Here is a 16,884-nt window from a genome sequence, read left to right as displayed (position 1 = left end):
CCATGGGACCATATCGGAGCATCGCACATCGCTCGCGGTTCTTCTACTAGCTCCTATACAGACTTTCGAAGTGAAGGATTGCGCTACGCCGCGTGGTCGTCTCCGTTGCTCTTCAAATCGCGGCCTTTTATCCATCGATAGAACCGACGCGATGGTCGCTTGGCCTCTTCGGGCGATGCAGTTCCCTGGTTCGCGGCAGCAACCCCTCCCCCGTGCGAGTAGACGATCTCGCCGCCAAGCCAGGCCTGAACAGCTAAGCCAGTCACAATCGCCCAAGCAAAGAGGAGATAGAAAAACGATGGTGAGCTTAGCGACCAGCGCCACGCGGCGGCAATGATGAGGGCTATCATCAGAATCAGGCCGGATTTGAGGTGGAGATGGACAAGTTCATGTGTCTCGCGCGCAAGTTCGTCGCGGTTCATGTCCCAATAGCCGGCCCCCGCCGCCAGGATCGCGCCCACGGCGGCAATCGCTATCGTCCAGTAGGCTAGGGGCGCGAGGGAAGGTACGCCAAACACCAATGCAGCCGTTTCGGCAAGCACCGAAACCACTCCTAGCGCGATGGGATAGTGAACGATCGCCGGATGAATGGGTGGCATCGAAATAGCCCTAGGTTGAACAAGGAAGGGAGGGTTGCATGCAGTCCATTCCGGCGTGCCCCTTGGTCTCGCTAATGATCGCCGGCCGATCCGAGCGTGGCATATTGTTCTTCGCTCATTTGCGGCATGTTCTTGACGAAAGCTGCGATATTCCAGAGTGCGCGATCCTCGTGCGACCCTCCAAAGGCAGGCATGCCCGACGCCTTGACGCCGTGTTTGACCAGCCAGAACACTTCTTCGTTCGACCAACTCTTCGCGGCGTTTGCCAGCGCTGGAGGATGGGGAAGCATACCGGAACTCCATTGCGCTCGTCCTTCGCCGACGCCCCCGTGACAGTGCGCGCACATGGCCTTGTAATCGCCCGCGCCGGCTTCAACCATCGCTTGCGTGAATTCTGGAGCGTTCAGGTTGCTCGCCCGGGTTTCGACAGAATTTGTCATCGAGGTGTCAAGCGCCCACTCCGTAATCGGGGTATGACGATCATCGGCAGCGACATTATACGCGCCCGTCAGCACGACGATTAGCGCGACCGCGCTGATGAGCAGCAAAGTGCCTAGGGTTCCGAGCCCAAGACCTTTATGGAAGCTGTTCATCATCAATCTCCAACGTCTGGCTACCTCTGGCGGATGACCGGTCTGCCCCCGTGAACGTGATCATTCGCCCCCGGGAATGCCGCGATCTATCCGTTGACGTAATTCTCCCCCTAGGGGCGAGATCAGTCTTCCGAAGCACTCTGTACTACCACTCGGCGCCTTCGAAACGGTCGGGCGAACGCAAATGCTCAAGGTGCGGTCAGCAAGAAATTCAAACCCATCAATGGCGGTCGAACTTATTCAACACGGCTTGACGATGAGGGTTCCGAAAGTTGCCTGCCGGACCGAGTACGGGTGCCCGAAAGCGAATGCGGAGCGGCTTCGTTCTCCCACGCATTAGAAAGCTAGGGCGAGACTTGACAATTATTCTTCGCGAAACCGCCGGGCGCGCTCGACGAAGTGCTCCATCTGGGTGGCAGCATGCAGGGTAAGCGGATGCGGCTTCGCATCGACACGCGGGGATATGAATTCCGCGATTTCTTCGATTGCTGCAAGCTGATCGGCGCTGGCCTTCGACAGAAGGCCGAGCACCATGTTCTCGAGCGCGATCACCCTGATGCGCAATTGGATGATCTCGGCATCGGAAAGCGGCGGAATATCCCATTTCTCGCAATCGGCAGCGAGCGCTTCCTGCGGCCCGCAGGGTAGAGCCCCGCCTTCGTCTTCCCAGCGCGTCAGCGCACCGGCTTTTCCCGTTTCCGACATATGCGGTTCCTTTCATACCCATCGAGGCGATCGTCTGCGCGCTGCTCACATAGCACAAAGCCATGCCGGGAAGCGTCTGGCACGGCGACAGCGAAGACGGTCAAACGGAACCCCGCGCCTCAGATTGGTCTTCACGCGGGGTCCTGAACGACCCCTTGGGGGCACCTGCGACCCGCAGGGCTTCGGGGGAAGGAGGGACCGTCCTTTCCTGATCTTGCTTTGTTCGTTGCGATGTCTTGCCGAGGATATCTCCTGAATAGCCGTGTCACCGGGAAACGCGCGCGATCACATGCCTTCCATGTCGTGATCAGCCATCGAGGACATGTCATGGCCCGCATGGGGATCGGCGGGCGAGATCGCCTCGCTCGCGGGCTGCGGGCGCGTCGGTGGCGCTGCGGGAGTGGCAGTTGCGCGTGATGCTGGAGAGGCAGCGCGCCGCGAGGCGGGTGTGGCGGCTTCATCTGCCGAAAGAGCATCCTGCCGGGCAGTCGCTGCCTCATCTTCGGAGGGAGAGGCTGCCGGATCGGCAAGACCCGCCTCGGGTGCCGTGCCAGCCGCCACCGCAGCTTCGCCCATAGGCGAAACCTCGGTGATCGGTGTGCTCTCCTGCGCCTCGTCGCAAGCAGCAAGAGCGGACATCAAGGGCGCGATCGCAAGAACCCCGATCGCTGCATTCAATCTGGAAGTACGCATGCTCTTCAACTCCTTCAGAGCCAGGAAATACCGAGGTGGTGCGGGCCATGCGCGAGCTCGCCGCCAAGGAAGCCCTGGATGAGAACGAGCGCCGCCATGGAGAATATCGACGCGCGCAACCATGCGCGGCTCTGGCTCGGCCTGCTCGCGAGATAGGTCATCGCGATACCGAGGACCGCGATCAGCATACCGTTCCATCGATGCACCTGCATGACGGTGTCGCCGCCGAACCACAGCCCGGTGTGAATCCATCCGAACAGGACTGCGACCACCGCGCCGATGGCCCCGCCGTAGACAAGCACGCGCACCGCACTTTCCAGGCCCGCTCCTTTCCGGCGCATCACGAACAATTCGGTGGCCGCAGCCATGAGAAACAAGGCGATCGGGAAATGGATCGTTGCCGGATGCAGCTTCTTCAGTACGGCCATGACGCCGGCTTCGCCCTCATTCGCATGGCCACCGGCCTCGTCATGACCTCCGCCCGCTTCATCGTGCGCGCCGGAGGATTCGCCAGCATCCGCAGTCTCGCCCATCTGCGCCATGGCCGCCTGGTCGTGCGCATCGCCATTGGTGGCAGCAGGCGCGGCGCTCGCCTCTTCGCCGTGTTTTTCGTCGCCATGAGCCTGAACGGGTCCGACGAAGAGCAGGCTTGCGGCGAGCAGCGCCAAAAATGAGGGGGCTTTCATGTCTCGTATGTCTCCCGACCCTGCAGTTAAAGTGCGACCTATGTGCCTGATACGCACGGCAGCCGCGTGCCCCTCACATTAATTTGATGGTATTGGCGCGACAGATGTGCGTCCGCCGTATCACGTCTGATGGCGGCACCATCGCGATCGTCGAACGCATTCGGCTCCTGGCCCGTTCGGCCTGGCGAACGGGGGTAAGGCGTTCGCCCACGCACATTAGCCCCATGGGCTCAGGCGAGCTTGCTCTTCTTTGCGCGGCGGCGCAGCCTCGGCATCCGGTTCGCCAGCAGGACGAAACCCGACAGGGCTATGATCGTGCCGCCAATACCGAACAGGAGCAGCCACCAACTGTTGATGCGATCGCGCTCGGTCCAATCCATGATGTGGAGGCCCCAGATGAAATCGAACAGGCGCCAAGTATCACTGCGCGCCGCCCCGAGCGTGCCGCTGGTGGCATCGATGTAGATGCGCGTCGAAGCCTCGTCGGCATAGGTGACCTGCCAGGCCGGAAAAGGCCCGTGAAACTCGGTCCCCACCGGTTCGTGAACGAGCCGCGCGCCTTCGATCGTCGTGCGCGGTCCGGTCCATGCGCGCAAGGCGATGGATTTTGCCGTCGCAGCCGAGATGGGTGAGAGATTGCGCCCCGTTACCGGATCGTGGAGGCTCACGCTACCGTCGACCTTTCGGATCTCGGTCACGGCATCGCCGTCGAGCGAACGTGTTGTCACCGCTGCAAGAGTACCGTCGTTTACGACCCAGGCCGGGAGCGGGGCATCGGCGGGCAGCGCCTCTTGTTCACGCGAAACGACATGTTCGGAGCGAACTTCTTCCAGGTCGAGAAACGACATGAGGGCACCGGTTCCCATCCACAAGAGGACCTGGACACCGACGAATATCGCCAACCATTTGTGGATCTTGCTGCCGAGCACATGCAGGCGCAGCTTCAGCGACGGGGTTGCCAACCGGTGCTACCTCTTCGAAAGCCGTAATCAGGTGCGCGGCGCGCGCGACGAGGAATGGTACTGGACGATTCTCCACCCGTCCGCGTCATGAGCAAGCACCGATGTCGCCACGCCGTCGCGCTCGATCATCCGGCCATCGCTAAGTTCGATGCGATAGCCATACGTCTCGTAACCATAGGCCATATGTCCCATCCGGGTGACGGTCAGCGTGGGGTCGGAGAAGGTAAAGCTCACGATCGCGTCGAGCTCGGGGCCCAGATGGTGCTCCATGTAGTTGGCGAAGCTTCCTTCGGCCTTGCCATTCTCGAAAATCGCCGAATCCTCGGCGAAGAGAGCCCGCATCGCCTGCGCGTCGCGTGCTTCAAGAGCGGTGCGATAGGCCTTGAGGGCCTCTTCCGCACCCGCGACATCGTCCGCCGAAGCGTCCATAACCTGCATCTGGTGGCCGGCATAGGATGAATGATCCATCTGCTGCGCGACTGCAGCCGTAGGTATCAGCGCAAGAGCGAGCGCGGTCGATGCGATCCGTGTTAGAGTATTGGTCATTTCATCAAAATCCTAAGATCGTGTTTCAGAACCAGAAACGTATGCCGACGACATAGTTGGTGACGCTCGGATCTTCGCCCGCGGCGCGGGCAAAATCGGCGCTGTCGCCTATTTTCCATTCCTGTTCGACGCCGATATACGGAGCGAACTCACGGGCGAATTCATAGCGGAGACGTACTCCCGCCTCGATCGTGTCGATCCCTGCGCCGATGCCAAGTTCGGGCACATCCTGCGCCGCCAGCGATATCTCTCCGCGCGGTTGAAGGATTAGGCGCTGGGTGATGCGCTGATCGAGTTCGACCTCCGCCGTGGCGGTGACATCGCCCTTATCCGACAGGAAGACATCCGCTTCGACCTCGAACAGATAAGGGGCGAGCCCCTGGATGCCGAGATCGAGATAGGTACGCGTCGGACCGGTCAGATCCTGCCGAACACCGGCCTGCAGATCGAACCAGGGACCGATCGCCTTGCCATAGAGCAGCGATATGTCGGCATCCTCGACACCCTCGCCGAACGCACCCTCGCCTTCGGATTCAACCCAGACGCGGTTGAGATCCCCGCCATACCAAGCCTTGAAATCCCACAGATATCCGTCCTCTCCTTCGCGCGCGCGGTATTCCAAGCGATCTCCGAAAATTCCGAGAAAGGTCTGACCGCCCTGTTCGCGGCGAAGCTGCTCTCGCGCCTCGCGCATCGCTTCGGCTCCCCAGATCGCGTCCGCCGCACGTGGGGGGCCGGAACCTGCAGCAGCAGGCGGCGGCGCTTCGGGTATCGGCATCGCCATAGATCCGTGATCCATGGCACCCATATCCATTTGCCCGTGGTCCATTCCGCCATGGTCCATGCCTTCCATCGACCCCTGATCCATCGGGGAACTGCCACCCTGACCATGGTCCATCTGGCTATGGTCCATGCCGTCCATTGAACCTTGGTCCATCGCCGAATTGCCGCTCTGACCATGATCCATCTGACCATGATCCATACCCTGCTGGTCCATGGAGCTGTGATCGACGGAAGTTGCGGGCTTGCCCGGTGGCTCGCACTGTCCTTCCGGCACCGCATGGCCCATGGCGCGGTGACGCTCGGCCTCTTTCTCGCATTCGGTTGCCGCGGATTCGCGATGCGAGGCATGATCGGAATGATCCTGTGCGAAGGCAGGGGTGCCGACGCCAGCGAGAACGCTTGTAGCGGTCAGGAGAACATGCATCTTCATGCGTTTTCTCCCGGCTTCGCGACTGTGACAACCTGAAACATGCCCATATGCATGTGATAGAGCAGGTGGCAATGAAATGCCCAGTCACCAACCTCGTCGGCGGTCAGATCGAAAGTGGCGCTTCCGCCTGGCTGGACGATTACAACGTGCTTTTGAGGCTGGAAGCCTTCCGGCGCCCCGTTCACCAGCTCGAAGAAGTGGCCATGCAGGTGAATGGGATGCGCCATCATCGTGTTGTTGACGAGCTTGACCCGCACGCGCTCGTTGTAAGCGAACCGGATGGGCTCATCGCTGACCGAACTGAACTTGGACCCATCGAAAGACCACATGTAGCGTTCCATGTTGCCTGTCAGGTGGATCTGCATCTGACGGGAGGGCGTACGCGGATCATCGTTGCGTTCGAGGGCAACCAGATCCTTGTAGGTCAGCACCTTGTGAGGAACCTTATCGAGGCCGATGCCCGGATCGCCCATCCGGTCGACCGGGTTCATCGAGACCATGTCGACACCCGGACCCACCTTTACGTCGGGCGGAAGCAAGGACGTATCGCGCATGCTCATCCCTTCCATGCTCATGCCGCCCATCGGTTCGGGCGCCGTCGTCTTGGCGGGGTTTGTCCCGCCGGCCATTCTGCCATGCCCCATGGCAGAATGGTCCATACCCTCCATCGCCCCCTGGTTCATGCCGCCGGAAGGGGCATTGTTACCGTGATCCATCCCGCCATGATCCATGCCGCTCATGCCCATGTCCGCCATGGTGAGCAGCGGCGCAGTGCGCAGCGGCGGAACCGCCGCGCGTGCGCCGGATCGGCTCGCCAGGGTCGCCACCGCCATGCCCGAGCGGTCCATGCTTTCCGCAACTATGGTCATGGCCTCGCCGCTAGGCTCGACCACGAAATCGTAGGTCTCGGCAGTGCCGATCTGGAACTCCTCGACTTCGACCGGGCGGACATTCTGTCCATCGGCACCGACAATAAATAGCTTTGCGCCGGGAATGCGGACGTTGAAAAAGCTCATCGCGCTCCCGTTGATGACACGGAAGCGGATCCGCTCGCCTGGATTGAACAGGAATTCGAGCCCCTCCTCGGGGCCATGTCCATTGGCAAGGTAGGTGTAGGTCGCGCCGGTGACATCCAGGATGTCGGTCGGCATCATGCGCATCTCGGCCCACATGCGCCGCTGCTCGCCGGTCAGCGGATAGTCATCGGTCCAGGTTCGCTGTTGATAATTGAAGTATCCCTCCCCTTTCTTCAGCTTTTCCATGATCGTGTGCGGATGCATGGGGGTGAACTCGCTGAGCAGGATCACATAATCGCGATCCGCTTGCACCGGATCGGATCCCGCCGGGTCGACCACGATCGGTCCGTAATGGCCCGCCTGCTCCTGGAGATCCGAATGCGAATGCCACCAATACGTGCCAGACTGTCGGAGAGGGGGTAGATCGTAGGTGAAGGTCTCGCCGGGCTTGATGCCGGGAAAGCTCACGCCGGGCACACCGTCGAACTGGAAGGGCACGAGCAACCCATGCCAGTGGATAGAACTGTCTTCATGTAGGGTGTTCGTGACATTGAGGCGAACGGGCTGCCCTTCCTTCAGTCGCACGAGTGGCCCTGGAACGCTGCCGTTCACGGCGACGCCGTGGCCCCGACGACCCTGAACGACGCGCGGACCCTCGCCGATGGTCAGATCGATGCTCGATCCGGACACTTCATCAAACCCCTGACGAATCACCCGGGAAGACAGGCTGCCGCCGCGTGCCCAAGCGGGCATCGCGAGGAGGCCGGCACCAGCGGTGCCCGCGCCAAGCAATTTTCGTCGACTGACAGCAATCATGAAGAAGCTCCTGAATTGACATTTACCGTTATTTACGCGCGCGCCCGTCCAACCCCTCAAAGTTTTTCGAAGCGCTCCTTCAGCCTGTTGCGCGCGCGGTATACGCGGGTTTCGATCGCCTTTTCGGTCGTTCCGAGAAGATCGGCCGCCTCGGCTTGGCTACGCCCCTCGATGGTCACGAGCACGAGGGCTTCGCGCAGCCTTACGGGCATTCGCGCGATCTCGGCCTGAACGAGATTGAGCTCTTCCCTGGAAACGGCCAGCGCTTCAGGTCCCGGAAGATCGTCGGCGACGGAGTGGAGTTCCTCATCGCCCGACAGTCCGAAAAAGTCCGCGACCTTGCGCCTGCGCAAACGGTCCCGGCAGCGGTTGAGAACGACAGTTGTCAGATAGGGTCCGATCGGCTTGTCCGGATCGAGCCTATGACGCGTCAGCCACACCGAAGCGAGACTGTCCTGAACGACCTCCTCGGCTTGAGAAGGGGAGGAAAGCATGCGTGTCGCGAGCGCGAGAAGCCGACCGGTTTCATGCTCGACGAGCTTGCTGAAAGCCCGCTTGTTTCCGGCCCTCGCCTGCGAGACAAGGGCCTCATCCGGATTGTCGCCGGCCCCCGACATAGCGCTTCAGTCGCGCGGGTCGCGGGTCAGGGCGTCGGAGACCTTGCGGTCGAACTGGCGTTGCTGCTCGGGTTCGAGAATTTCGCGCATATCGAAGACATGGCGCACAGTTGCCTTCTGCAGATCGCCCATGCGCGCATGCACCTCGTCGATCGCGGCCGAGACCTCGGGGCCGTACTCATGTTCGTTTTCCATCGCCTGGGCGAGCCGGGCATTGGCGGCGCGCGCCGATCCTTCGAGCCGTGCCCTTTCGACCGCGAAACGGGCCTCGAGCGCATCGAGACGCTGCTCCTGGTCGGCCGTCAGGGTGAGCTCGTCGTGCACGAAATCGTGGAGGCCGGAGCCGGCCTCGTGATTGGCCCAGCGGTCCGCGGCAATCGCGCCGAGGCAGCCTGCGAGTGCTGCGAGAAGCACCGCGAGAACGATATGCGTCGTCTTCAAACCTTATTGCTCCACATGGAGAAGCGCCGATGGGGACAGCTGTTCGCCGAGGACCAGACTCTCGCCAAATGACGCGGAAGACGTGCCATAGCCCCCGGGCCAACCGCTCGTTCCGGCGCCAGCTCCAAGCCCGACGACGAACAGACCGACGAACAGAGCCGTCCGGCGGCGTCGGTCGGCGATTTCGCCAAGCTGTCCGGCGCGCTGCCAAACGCCATCCATGAAGTCGGCGGGGACCTCGCTGGTGCCGGTGGCGGAAAGGGTTCCGAGCACCGCATCAAGAGAGTGATTGTCACGCATCCGAAAAACTCCTGTGGGTTGCACGTGTCCTATACGCGCTCGCCTGCACAATCCCTTAAACTTCTTTTTTTGAGGGAATGTCCACCACCATACGTAATCGAGACGGGTCTGTCAGAATCGGGTCGAACCCGGGATGAATGGAAACCAACTCGTGAGCAATATCACCGCACCTGAAGATCACGGCGAATTTACGCCTCTTCTTGGCAAGAGCTTTCTGACGCCGCTTTACGACCGGGCGATCGGTCTGTTCACCCGCGAACATCTCTGGCGCCAAAGGATTGTCGAAGAGCTGCACCTTGTCCCCGGCGACCGGGTGATCGATGTTGGCAGCGGAACCGGCACTCTTCTCAAGGCCTTGATGACGGATTGTCCGGAAGCGGGTCTGATCGGTGTCGAACCCGACCCGGATGCGCTCGCGCTTGCGCGGCGCAAGTTTGGCGCGGGAGCCGATCTCGTGAAATGGCACAATGGCTTTCTCGAAAGCCTCAAGCTACCCGCAGGGTGGCAGCCGAACAAGATCGTCAGCAGCCTCGTCCTGCACCAGGTCCCCTTGCGCAAGAAGCAGACAATCCTGGAAACCATCGAAAGCTTGCTCGTGCCAGGCGGAACCGTGTTGATCTCCGATTATATGAAGCAGGATAGCCCACTCATGCGGAGCCTCTTCCGGGCGACCGTCCAGTCTCTTGACGGCATAAGCGACACGCAGCCCAGCGCCGACGGCGAAGTCGAAAAACTGTTCGCCGAAATCTTCACCGAGCCATGCCTGCTCCAACGGTTCCCGACGGCAACCGGGACGATCTCGCTATGGCGCGGATACAAGAAAGGAATTGCACAATGAATTTGAAAAAGCCTTCGCTGCTCCGGCGATCGATTAGCGGCGCGGCCTTGCTCGTGCTGGCAGCCTGTTCGAACGTGGCTCAGGCAGCGACCTATACGATGTTCCGGGATCCAGGATGTGGGTGCTGTCTCAACTGGGCAGGCCATGTCGAAGACGGGATGAACACGAAGGTGGCATCGGTCGACAGCAACGACATGGCGGCGATCAAGACCGCGCGGGGCGTACCCCAAGAGTTATGGTCATGCCATACGATGGAGGTCGATGGATACATCATCGAAGGTCACGTGCCTGCAGAAGCCGTCGCCAAGCTTTTGCGCGAACGGCCCGCCGGCGTTGCCGGCCTCGCGGTTCCGGGAATGCCTCTGGGATCGCCCGGCATGGAGGCCGGAAACCGGATCCAGCCTTACGACGTCATCGCCTTTGGCCCAACCGGACAGAGCGTCTTCGCGTCCTTTCCGTAAGGGGGTGAAGCCACTCCATGCGTCGGCATGAAAGGTTGCAGGCGATGAGGACTAATTGCGGGAAGCGACACAGAAGCCTGTCGAACTTCTCGCCGGGTCCGGGCTGGCTGCCCCCACAGTCCCGGACCCTTCCAATTTGTATGATTGCAGCACGCACGAAATAGGAGAAATGCGATAGTCAAAAGCTCGGTCAGAAATGCTGGATCTTTTTAAGGGGTGAACCTCTGCCCAACGTACTGCTTGTCGTGATGCTTCTCGGACGGGATGACATAGACAGGGGAAAGACTTGCAGACAGATGGCGACGATCAACATAGCGAGAATGCGGGCTCGATAACGTTGCTGGGCGGTGTCGCGATGGGGACCGGCGTCATGATTGGCGCAGGTATCTTCGCACTGACCGGCCAGATTGCCGAACTGGCTGGACCGTTATTTCCGCTTTCTTTCATAGTCGGCGCGCTGGTTACCTCGCTTGCCGCCTACAGCTACATCAAGATGTCGAACCGCTGGCCCTCCTCTGGCGGCATCGCGATGATCCTTCAGAAGGCTTACGGACCGGGCGTCGTTGCAGCATCGGCATCGCTCCTGATGGCGCTGTCGATGGTCATCAACGAAAGCCTGGTCGCTCGGACCTTCGCGACCTATGCCTTGCGGCCCTTTGGGCTCGAAAGCAGCGGCATTCTGGTCTCCGTCGCGGCACTGGCCCTCATCGTTTTCGCCTATTTCGTGAATGCTGCCGGCAACAAATCGGTCAGCGGGTTTTCGCTCATTATGTCGGCAATCAAGATCGGCGGCATCGCCCTGTTCGCAATTGCGGCGATCTGGGCCACCGGATTTTCAGGCGGTGCCTTCGCAGAGCCGGTCGCGCTTTCGGGCCTCGACGCGTTGCTCGCTTCGGTCGCTTTCTCGATCCTCGCTTTCAAGGGTTTCACCACCATCACCAACAGCGGCGGCGAAATCATCGATCCGCATCGGAATGTCGGCAGAACCATTATCATTTCGATCGCAGTATGCGTGGTCGTCTACCTTCTCGTCGCGGTGGCGGTCGGCGCCAGCCTCAGCACTTCAGAAATAGCCGAGGCGCGCGATTACTCTCTTGCGGCAGCTGCGCGCCCCGCGCTCGGAGAGCTTGGCTTCTATTTCACAGTCGCAATCGCGATCGCAGCCACGACCTCGGGTGTCATCGCCAGTGTTTTCGCCGTTTCGCGAATGCTGACGATGCTGACCGAGATGAAGATGATCCCGCATAGCCATTTCGGCATGAGCGGACCGATCCGCAGTCACATGCTGGTCTATACCGTAGTGATTGCCGGCACGCTCGCGGTCCTGTTCGATCTGTCGCGGATCGCTTCGCTCGGAGCATTTTTCTATCTCGTAATGGACATGCTTGTGCATTGGGGCGTGCTGCGCGGTTTGCGGGAAGAGATCGGTGCGCGTGCCTGGGTGCTATGGTCGGCACTCGTGGCGGACAGCGTAGTCCTGACAGCTTTTGCCTTCGCCAAGCTCAAAACCGACCCTGCGGTCGTCGCCTATGCGGTCGCAGGCATTGCCGCCGTTTTCATCGCCGAATGGTTCTATTTGTCCAGGCGTTCGCAAGCGATGGACTCCGCTTCAGAAAGACCGGCGGAAGAGAGGCGGTGACCCCGTTAGTAGAACACGAGCGCAAAGGCAGCGACCAAAAGCCGACGAGGATCGAGGCGCCAAGTTCGCGGATCAAAAGAAATTCAAGACGGAGCATATCGTGACGACTAAAACTGCCACCGTTTACCGAATGGTCATGCCGGACCACGTTTGTCCGTATGGATTGAAAACGGTCGATTTGCTCAAACGCGAAGGTTTCGAGGTGGACGACCACCATTTGAAAACGCGCGAGGAGACCGATGCGTTCAAAGAGCAGCATGGGGTAGAAACCACCCCCCAAACCTTCATCGGCGGGAAGCGCATCGGAGGTTACGACGATGTCCGTGAGCATGTCGGCAAGAAAAGAACGCAAGCCGGTGATGACGAGACCAGCTACCAGCCCGTCATTGCCATTTTCGGCGTCGCTTTCCTCCTGGGTCTGGCAATTAGCTGGTACGTTTTCGACACGATTTTCACGGTGGAAGCGGTCGAATGGTTTGTCAGCCTATCGATGGCCTTGCTCGCGATCCAGAAGTTGCAGGACGTGCGCAGCTTCTCGACCATGTTCCTCAACTACGATCTGCTGGCGCGACGCTGGGTACGATATGGATTTCTATATCCGTTCGGTGAGGGTTTGGCTGGAATATTAATGGTCGCGCACGCGCTTCCGATCGTCTCGGTTCCGGTATCGCTGTTCATAGGGACGGTCGGCGCGGTCAGCGTGTTCAAGGCGGTCTACATCGACAAGCGCGAGTTGAAATGCGCTTGCGTCGGCGGAGGCAGCAACGTGCCGCTCGGCTTCGTATCGTTGACCGAGAACCTGTTCATGATCGGTATGGGTCTTTGGATGGGTGCCAAGGCCCTGGGTTGGGTCTCGCTATGATTTGGGCACTGCTTCTCGGTTTCGCGCTGTTCGCGATCTCTCTCTACTTCCACATGTTGATGCTGCGCGGGGCGAAAGCCGTTTCTCCGCCAGGCAAGGACCCACGCCATTTCCGGCTGCTTGCAGGCTCCAGCCTCGTTCTTCTCAGCCATCTGGTCATCGCCGGCATATTCGCGGGCGGAATGTATCTCGCTTCCGTCTGGGGCCTTGGCGGGCTCGAGAAGGACGTCATCAACAGCTGGATGGATTATTACTACTTCGCGCTGATCACGATCTCGACGGTCGGTCTCGGCGATATTCTGCCCGCCGGGCACATGCGCGCCATTTCCGGCATCGCCGCCCTTACCGGGTTCCTGATGATCAGTTGCACCGCCCAATATGTCTATCAAACCATGAGCGAAAAGGAGAATTGATATGGCTGAAGCTAGGCACGATGCACACGAAAAAGGTGGAGGGGGCGGCAACTACTGGCGGTTCATGGCAATGGTATCGACCTCGACCGTGATCATGTTCTTCCTGATGTATGCCAACAGCTTCGACATGGACGACGTTTTCTGGAGCGAGACGCGCTTCTGGATGATGTTCGTCATGGGCGCGATGATGATGGTGGTCATGCTTCTCTTCATGTGGGGCATGTACAAGGACCGGACCAAGAACTTCATCATCCTGGGTGTCGGAGCCGTCGTCTTCGCGCTCGCGCTATGGCTCGTACGCAGCCAGACCACGGTGGACGATACCGAATACATGGCCGCGATGATCCCGCACCACTCGATCGCGATCATGACTAGCGAGAGGGCGAGCCTGAAGGATCCGCGGGTTCGCGAACTCGCGCAGGCCATCATCGTCGCGCAGCGGCGCGAGATCGCCGAGATGAAATATCTCATCCAGGACATCGAGGAAAACGGTCCGCGCACCGAAGAACGCCTGCCCGAGGAGATGCAGCAATGAACAAGATCGCAATCCTGACGCTTGCAGCCCTCCCTCTGGCGGCCTGCAATACCAACACCGCGATCGGTAATGACCGCGAAGCACAGCTCGATCCTCCGGCAACGGCGGCGCCGATAGAGAGTGCTGCGAGCGCTCTTGCCAATCTCAGCCCCGGCCTCATGCTGCCCGAGACCATGAGCGACGCGGACCTCACCGCGCTGGGAGCCGAGAACACGTGCCAGTTTCGCCTGACAGAGGTCGCGTTTCCGTCGTTCGTCTACGACAACAGCGGTCGCGGGGCGATCAAGATCAATGGCAAACTGATCCCCGTGACGGCAAGCGGCTCGGAAGAGTATGCGGATGGTGAGCTTCGTATCCGCACGCGCCTTCTCGATGACGAAGGAGACGCGGGCCTGCAGATGCAGGAGCTCATCGTCGCCGGCCCCCGGATGAAGGACGAGTTCGGGTTCTGGGGGTACACGACCTGCGGCAACAGCGAAGCGTGAACACGAGCGAGCGGGCGCCAGCGTGCGTCGGTGCCCGCTCCATGATCATGATCGGCCCGGCACGCGCGGCCGAATTTATAATGAGGTGCTACAGTGGAAGCTGAGCCTGTGAGCGATGCAGCCCCCCTTGCGGTCTTCGGTGCCGGAGGAAAGACCGGCACGGAAATATTACGCCATGCGGTTCGCAAGGGCATGGAGGTTCGAGCCTTCGAGCACACCTTGCCCGAACCATCGGACCGGGTCGACAACGTCGAGTACCTCCAGTGCGATGTACTCAATGACGACTTCAGCAGCGAGCTCGAAGGTTGCCGTGCTGTTATTTCCGCACTCGGTATAGGGTTTAGTCCATCTACGGCGATCGATCCGCCTCCGCTTTATACGGAGGGAACCCGCAAGCTGGTGGAAGCGATGTCGACGACCGGCATTTCCCGGATCGTCGTGATATCGGCGGCGTTTGTAGAGCCGCAGCCCAGCGTTCCTGCATGGTTCGAGCTCACAGCAAGACTAGCCTTGCACAATATTCTCGAACAGATGCGCGCCATGGAAGATCTTCTGGAGCGCGCGAAAGGCCTGAAATGGACGGCTGCGCGACCGGGCTGGCTCCTCGACGAACCCTATACGGGTGAAGCCGTCATTACCGACGAGCGCCTTGCCCAAGATTGCTTTCGCTGCAGGCACGCCGACCTCGCGGCAGCGATGCTCGAATTCGTCTGCGAGAACACCTGGGTCAACGCTAAACCCGCTATCGCCCGGCCAGAAGAAGACCGCTTCGAGAACGTCTCGGCGCTCAAGGCCGAACTCGGGATCGACTAGATCGATGCGGACTTGCGGAAACATTCCAACAACGAGGTAAGATATGCTGCTTGAGAAGATAAAGACCCCCGGCCTTTCGCACCTTTCCTATCTGATCGGTTCGCAGGGCAAGGCAGCGGTCATCGATCCGCGCCGCGACTGCGAGATATATCTCGAGCGAGCCCGCGCCGAAGGGCTGGAGATCACGCATATCTTCGAAACGCACAGGAATGAGGATCTCATCACGGGATCGCCGGTACTGGCCAAAATGACCGGCGCCCGGGTTCTGCACGGTCCAAACCCTGCGGATGAGGTTGTGTTCGCCGACACCGCGCGAGAGGGCGATGTTTTCGAGATCGGTAAGATCAGGGTCGAAGTGCTCGAAACCCCCGGTCACACCGACGATCATCTCGCCTTCGTCTTTCACGACGACGATTATCCCGAAGGACCGGTCGGCGTGTTCACCGGCGATGCGCTCTTCGTGGGCGACGTCGGCCGAACCGATTTCTATCCCGAGCGCGCGCGGGAGGTCGCGGGCCTCCTGTACGATTCATTGCAAAAGATTTGCGCTCTGGGTGACCAGACGATCATATACCCGGCGCACGGTGCCGGATCAGTTTGCGGGTCCGAAATGGCAGACCGGGAATTCTCGACAATCGGCCATGAGCGGCGCAATAACCCGCGGCTGCGCATTGCTGACCGCGACGAGTTCATCAAGGCGAAGGTAGAAGAGCATCATTACCAGCCACCTTATTTTCGGCTAATGGAGCGGCTCAATCTCGAAGGCGTCAATGCCGCGCCGCGAGTCATGCGGCCAAGGCATCTGGGGCTGGAAGACCTCGGCGAGAGCGGCGCCGATCACCTGGTCGATGTACGCGAGCCGCTCGCCTATGCCGCGGGTCATATGCAGGGTGCCGTGTGCCTTCCAGTGGGAATGATACCCGCCTTTGCCGGGTGGTTCATCAGCGAAGGCGACACGATAGCCCTAATCGCTTCCGAAGAAGACGAGCTCGCTCAAGCTATGGCGCATTTGGTGCGCATTGGTCTCGATAATATTGTCGGCGGCTATGTCGGCGTGATCCCAGCCGCCGCACAGGGCAAAGCGATGCAAAGTATTGCCATGATCGACACCGAGGAAGTCGCACGCAGGCTCGCTGAGGACAGCGAAGATTGGACCTTGCTCGACGTGCGCGCCCTTGACGAACGGCAGCAAGGCAGCATCGATGAATCCGAACATGTCTATGTCGGCGAGCTCAACACCCGCTGGAAAGAGCTCGATCGCGACCGTCATTACACTTTGATGTGCGCCAGCGGCATGAGGGCGAGCGTAGCAGCGGGCTGGCTCGCAAGCCAAGGCTTCAAACACCTCGACGTCTATCTGGGCTCCATGGGCGCATGGACAAACGCGCAGGGCTAAAAAGCTGGAAAACCTCGAAAATGGCCAACCCGCGATCCCTTCAGGGCCGTGCGCGAAAGCTGTTTGGCCTACCGGAAGACACGCTGGTCTATCCTGCGCTTGATTGTGCAGGGGGCGCGTCTCGACGATCATACAGGCAGGCAAACGCAACCCCCGCTTGAATGGCGATGTCTCACCTTTTCGAATTTCAGCAGATCAGGGCCGTGCTGGACCTGCCCTACCTTGAAAAAATCGACGTGGCCGTGCCTACCAATC

21 protein-coding genes are annotated in these 16,884 nt (G+C 60.3%); 9 read left to right on the top strand and 12 right to left on the bottom strand.

Going from position 1 to position 16,884, the window contains the following annotated elements:
* Nucleotides 1–83: 83 nt before the first annotated feature.
* The 12 genes from C725_RS14610 to C725_RS14555 form a co-directional block, all read right to left on the bottom strand.
* Complete coding sequence (locus tag C725_RS14610; RefSeq protein WP_078056326.1) at nucleotides 84–599, bottom strand: DUF2231 domain-containing protein; 516 nt, start codon at nucleotides 597–599, stop codon at nucleotides 84–86.
* Between the two features lie 71 nt (nucleotides 600–670).
* Nucleotides 671–1,195 carry a c-type cytochrome gene (locus C725_RS14605; protein WP_200858620.1) on the bottom strand — a complete coding sequence of 175 codons (525 nt, stop codon included), beginning with the start codon at nucleotides 1,193–1,195 and terminating at the stop codon, nucleotides 671–673.
* Between the two features lie 360 nt (nucleotides 1,196–1,555).
* The gene (locus tag C725_RS14600; protein WP_008603948.1) at nucleotides 1,556–1,897 is read right to left on the bottom strand and encodes a hypothetical protein; all 342 of its coding nucleotides are present in this window, start codon (nucleotides 1,895–1,897) and stop codon (nucleotides 1,556–1,558) included.
* A gap of 285 nt (nucleotides 1,898–2,182) precedes the next feature.
* Nucleotides 2,183–2,590 carry a hypothetical protein gene (locus tag C725_RS15555; RefSeq protein ID WP_008603947.1) on the bottom strand — a complete coding sequence of 136 codons (408 nt, stop codon included), beginning with the start codon at nucleotides 2,588–2,590 and terminating at the stop codon, nucleotides 2,183–2,185.
* Between the two features lie 14 nt (nucleotides 2,591–2,604).
* On the bottom strand, nucleotides 2,605–3,276 hold the full coding sequence (locus C725_RS14590) for a DUF2231 domain-containing protein (protein WP_008603946.1): 672 nt from the start codon (nucleotides 3,274–3,276) through the stop codon (nucleotides 2,605–2,607).
* Nucleotides 3,277–3,506: 230 nt separating this feature from the next.
* Nucleotides 3,507–4,238, bottom strand: coding sequence for a PepSY domain-containing protein (locus C725_RS14585; protein ID WP_008603945.1), 732 nt, complete (start codon nucleotides 4,236–4,238; stop codon nucleotides 3,507–3,509).
* Between the two features lie 27 nt (nucleotides 4,239–4,265).
* Nucleotides 4,266–4,784 (bottom strand): YybH family protein, encoded by a 519-nt coding sequence (locus tag C725_RS14580; RefSeq protein ID WP_038283673.1) that lies wholly within the window; start codon nucleotides 4,782–4,784, stop codon nucleotides 4,266–4,268.
* A gap of 25 nt (nucleotides 4,785–4,809) precedes the next feature.
* On the bottom strand, nucleotides 4,810–5,997 hold the full coding sequence (locus C725_RS14575) for a copper resistance protein B (protein WP_008603943.1): 1,188 nt from the start codon (nucleotides 5,995–5,997) through the stop codon (nucleotides 4,810–4,812).
* A complete protein-coding gene (locus tag C725_RS14570) occupies nucleotides 5,994–7,829 on the bottom strand; it encodes a copper resistance system multicopper oxidase (RefSeq protein ID WP_008603942.1) in 1,836 nt (611 codons plus the stop codon). Before C725_RS14570 ends, C725_RS14575 begins: the two co-directional genes overlap by 4 nt.
* Before the next feature lie 56 nt (nucleotides 7,830–7,885).
* Complete coding sequence (locus C725_RS14565) at nucleotides 7,886–8,446, bottom strand: RNA polymerase sigma factor (RefSeq protein ID WP_008603941.1); 561 nt, start codon at nucleotides 8,444–8,446, stop codon at nucleotides 7,886–7,888.
* A 6-nt stretch (nucleotides 8,447–8,452) separates the two neighbouring features.
* Nucleotides 8,453–8,887, bottom strand: a complete 435-nt coding sequence (locus C725_RS14560; protein ID WP_008603940.1) for a Spy/CpxP family protein refolding chaperone — start codon at nucleotides 8,885–8,887, stop codon at nucleotides 8,453–8,455.
* Between the two features lie 3 nt (nucleotides 8,888–8,890).
* Entirely contained in the window at nucleotides 8,891–9,187 is a 297-nt protein-coding gene (locus C725_RS14555) for a hypothetical protein (protein WP_008603939.1), read from the bottom strand.
* A 133-nt stretch (nucleotides 9,188–9,320) separates the two neighbouring features.
* On the opposite strand from C725_RS14555, the gene C725_RS14550 reads away from it, so the two are divergent.
* From C725_RS14550 to C725_RS14510, 9 genes are all read left to right on the top strand, one after another.
* Nucleotides 9,321–10,025 (top strand): class I SAM-dependent methyltransferase, encoded by a 705-nt coding sequence (locus C725_RS14550; protein WP_038283671.1) that lies wholly within the window; start codon nucleotides 9,321–9,323, stop codon nucleotides 10,023–10,025.
* On the top strand, nucleotides 10,022–10,486 hold the full coding sequence (locus tag C725_RS14545) for a DUF411 domain-containing protein (protein ID WP_008603937.1): 465 nt from the start codon (nucleotides 10,022–10,024) through the stop codon (nucleotides 10,484–10,486). The genes C725_RS14550 and C725_RS14545 overlap by 4 nt, the downstream gene beginning before the upstream one ends.
* Nucleotides 10,487–10,772: 286 nt before the next feature.
* Nucleotides 10,773–12,125, top strand: coding sequence for an APC family permease (locus tag C725_RS14540; protein ID WP_009823996.1), 1,353 nt, complete (start codon nucleotides 10,773–10,775; stop codon nucleotides 12,123–12,125).
* A 130-nt stretch (nucleotides 12,126–12,255) separates the two neighbouring features.
* On the top strand, nucleotides 12,256–12,987 hold the full coding sequence (locus tag C725_RS14535) for a glutaredoxin family protein (protein WP_051051475.1): 732 nt from the start codon (nucleotides 12,256–12,258) through the stop codon (nucleotides 12,985–12,987).
* Nucleotides 12,984–13,400, top strand: a complete 417-nt coding sequence (locus C725_RS14530; protein ID WP_008603934.1) for a potassium channel family protein — start codon at nucleotides 12,984–12,986, stop codon at nucleotides 13,398–13,400. The genes C725_RS14535 and C725_RS14530 overlap by 4 nt, the downstream gene beginning before the upstream one ends.
* A gap of 70 nt (nucleotides 13,401–13,470) precedes the next feature.
* The gene (locus C725_RS14525; RefSeq protein ID WP_008603933.1) at nucleotides 13,471–13,935 is read left to right on the top strand and encodes a DUF305 domain-containing protein; all 465 of its coding nucleotides are present in this window, start codon (nucleotides 13,471–13,473) and stop codon (nucleotides 13,933–13,935) included.
* A complete protein-coding gene (locus C725_RS14520) occupies nucleotides 13,932–14,420 on the top strand; it encodes a DUF6692 family protein (protein ID WP_008603932.1) in 489 nt (162 codons plus the stop codon). Before C725_RS14525 ends, C725_RS14520 begins: the two co-directional genes overlap by 4 nt.
* Nucleotides 14,421–14,528: 108 nt before the next feature.
* Nucleotides 14,529–15,233: an NAD(P)-dependent oxidoreductase gene (locus C725_RS14515; RefSeq protein WP_008603931.1), complete on the top strand. Its 705-nt coding sequence runs from the start codon at nucleotides 14,529–14,531 to the stop codon at nucleotides 15,231–15,233.
* Between the two features lie 43 nt (nucleotides 15,234–15,276).
* Nucleotides 15,277–16,629, top strand: a complete 1,353-nt coding sequence (locus tag C725_RS14510) for an MBL fold metallo-hydrolase (protein WP_008603930.1) — start codon at nucleotides 15,277–15,279, stop codon at nucleotides 16,627–16,629.
* Nucleotides 16,630–16,884: the final 255 nt, after the last annotated feature.

Source organism: Pacificimonas flava (assembly GCF_000342165.1).
In the GTDB taxonomy this organism is placed as follows: domain Bacteria; phylum Pseudomonadota; class Alphaproteobacteria; order Sphingomonadales; family Sphingomonadaceae; genus Pacificimonas; species Pacificimonas flava.
This window is presented reverse-complemented; position numbering and strand designations above follow the sequence as displayed.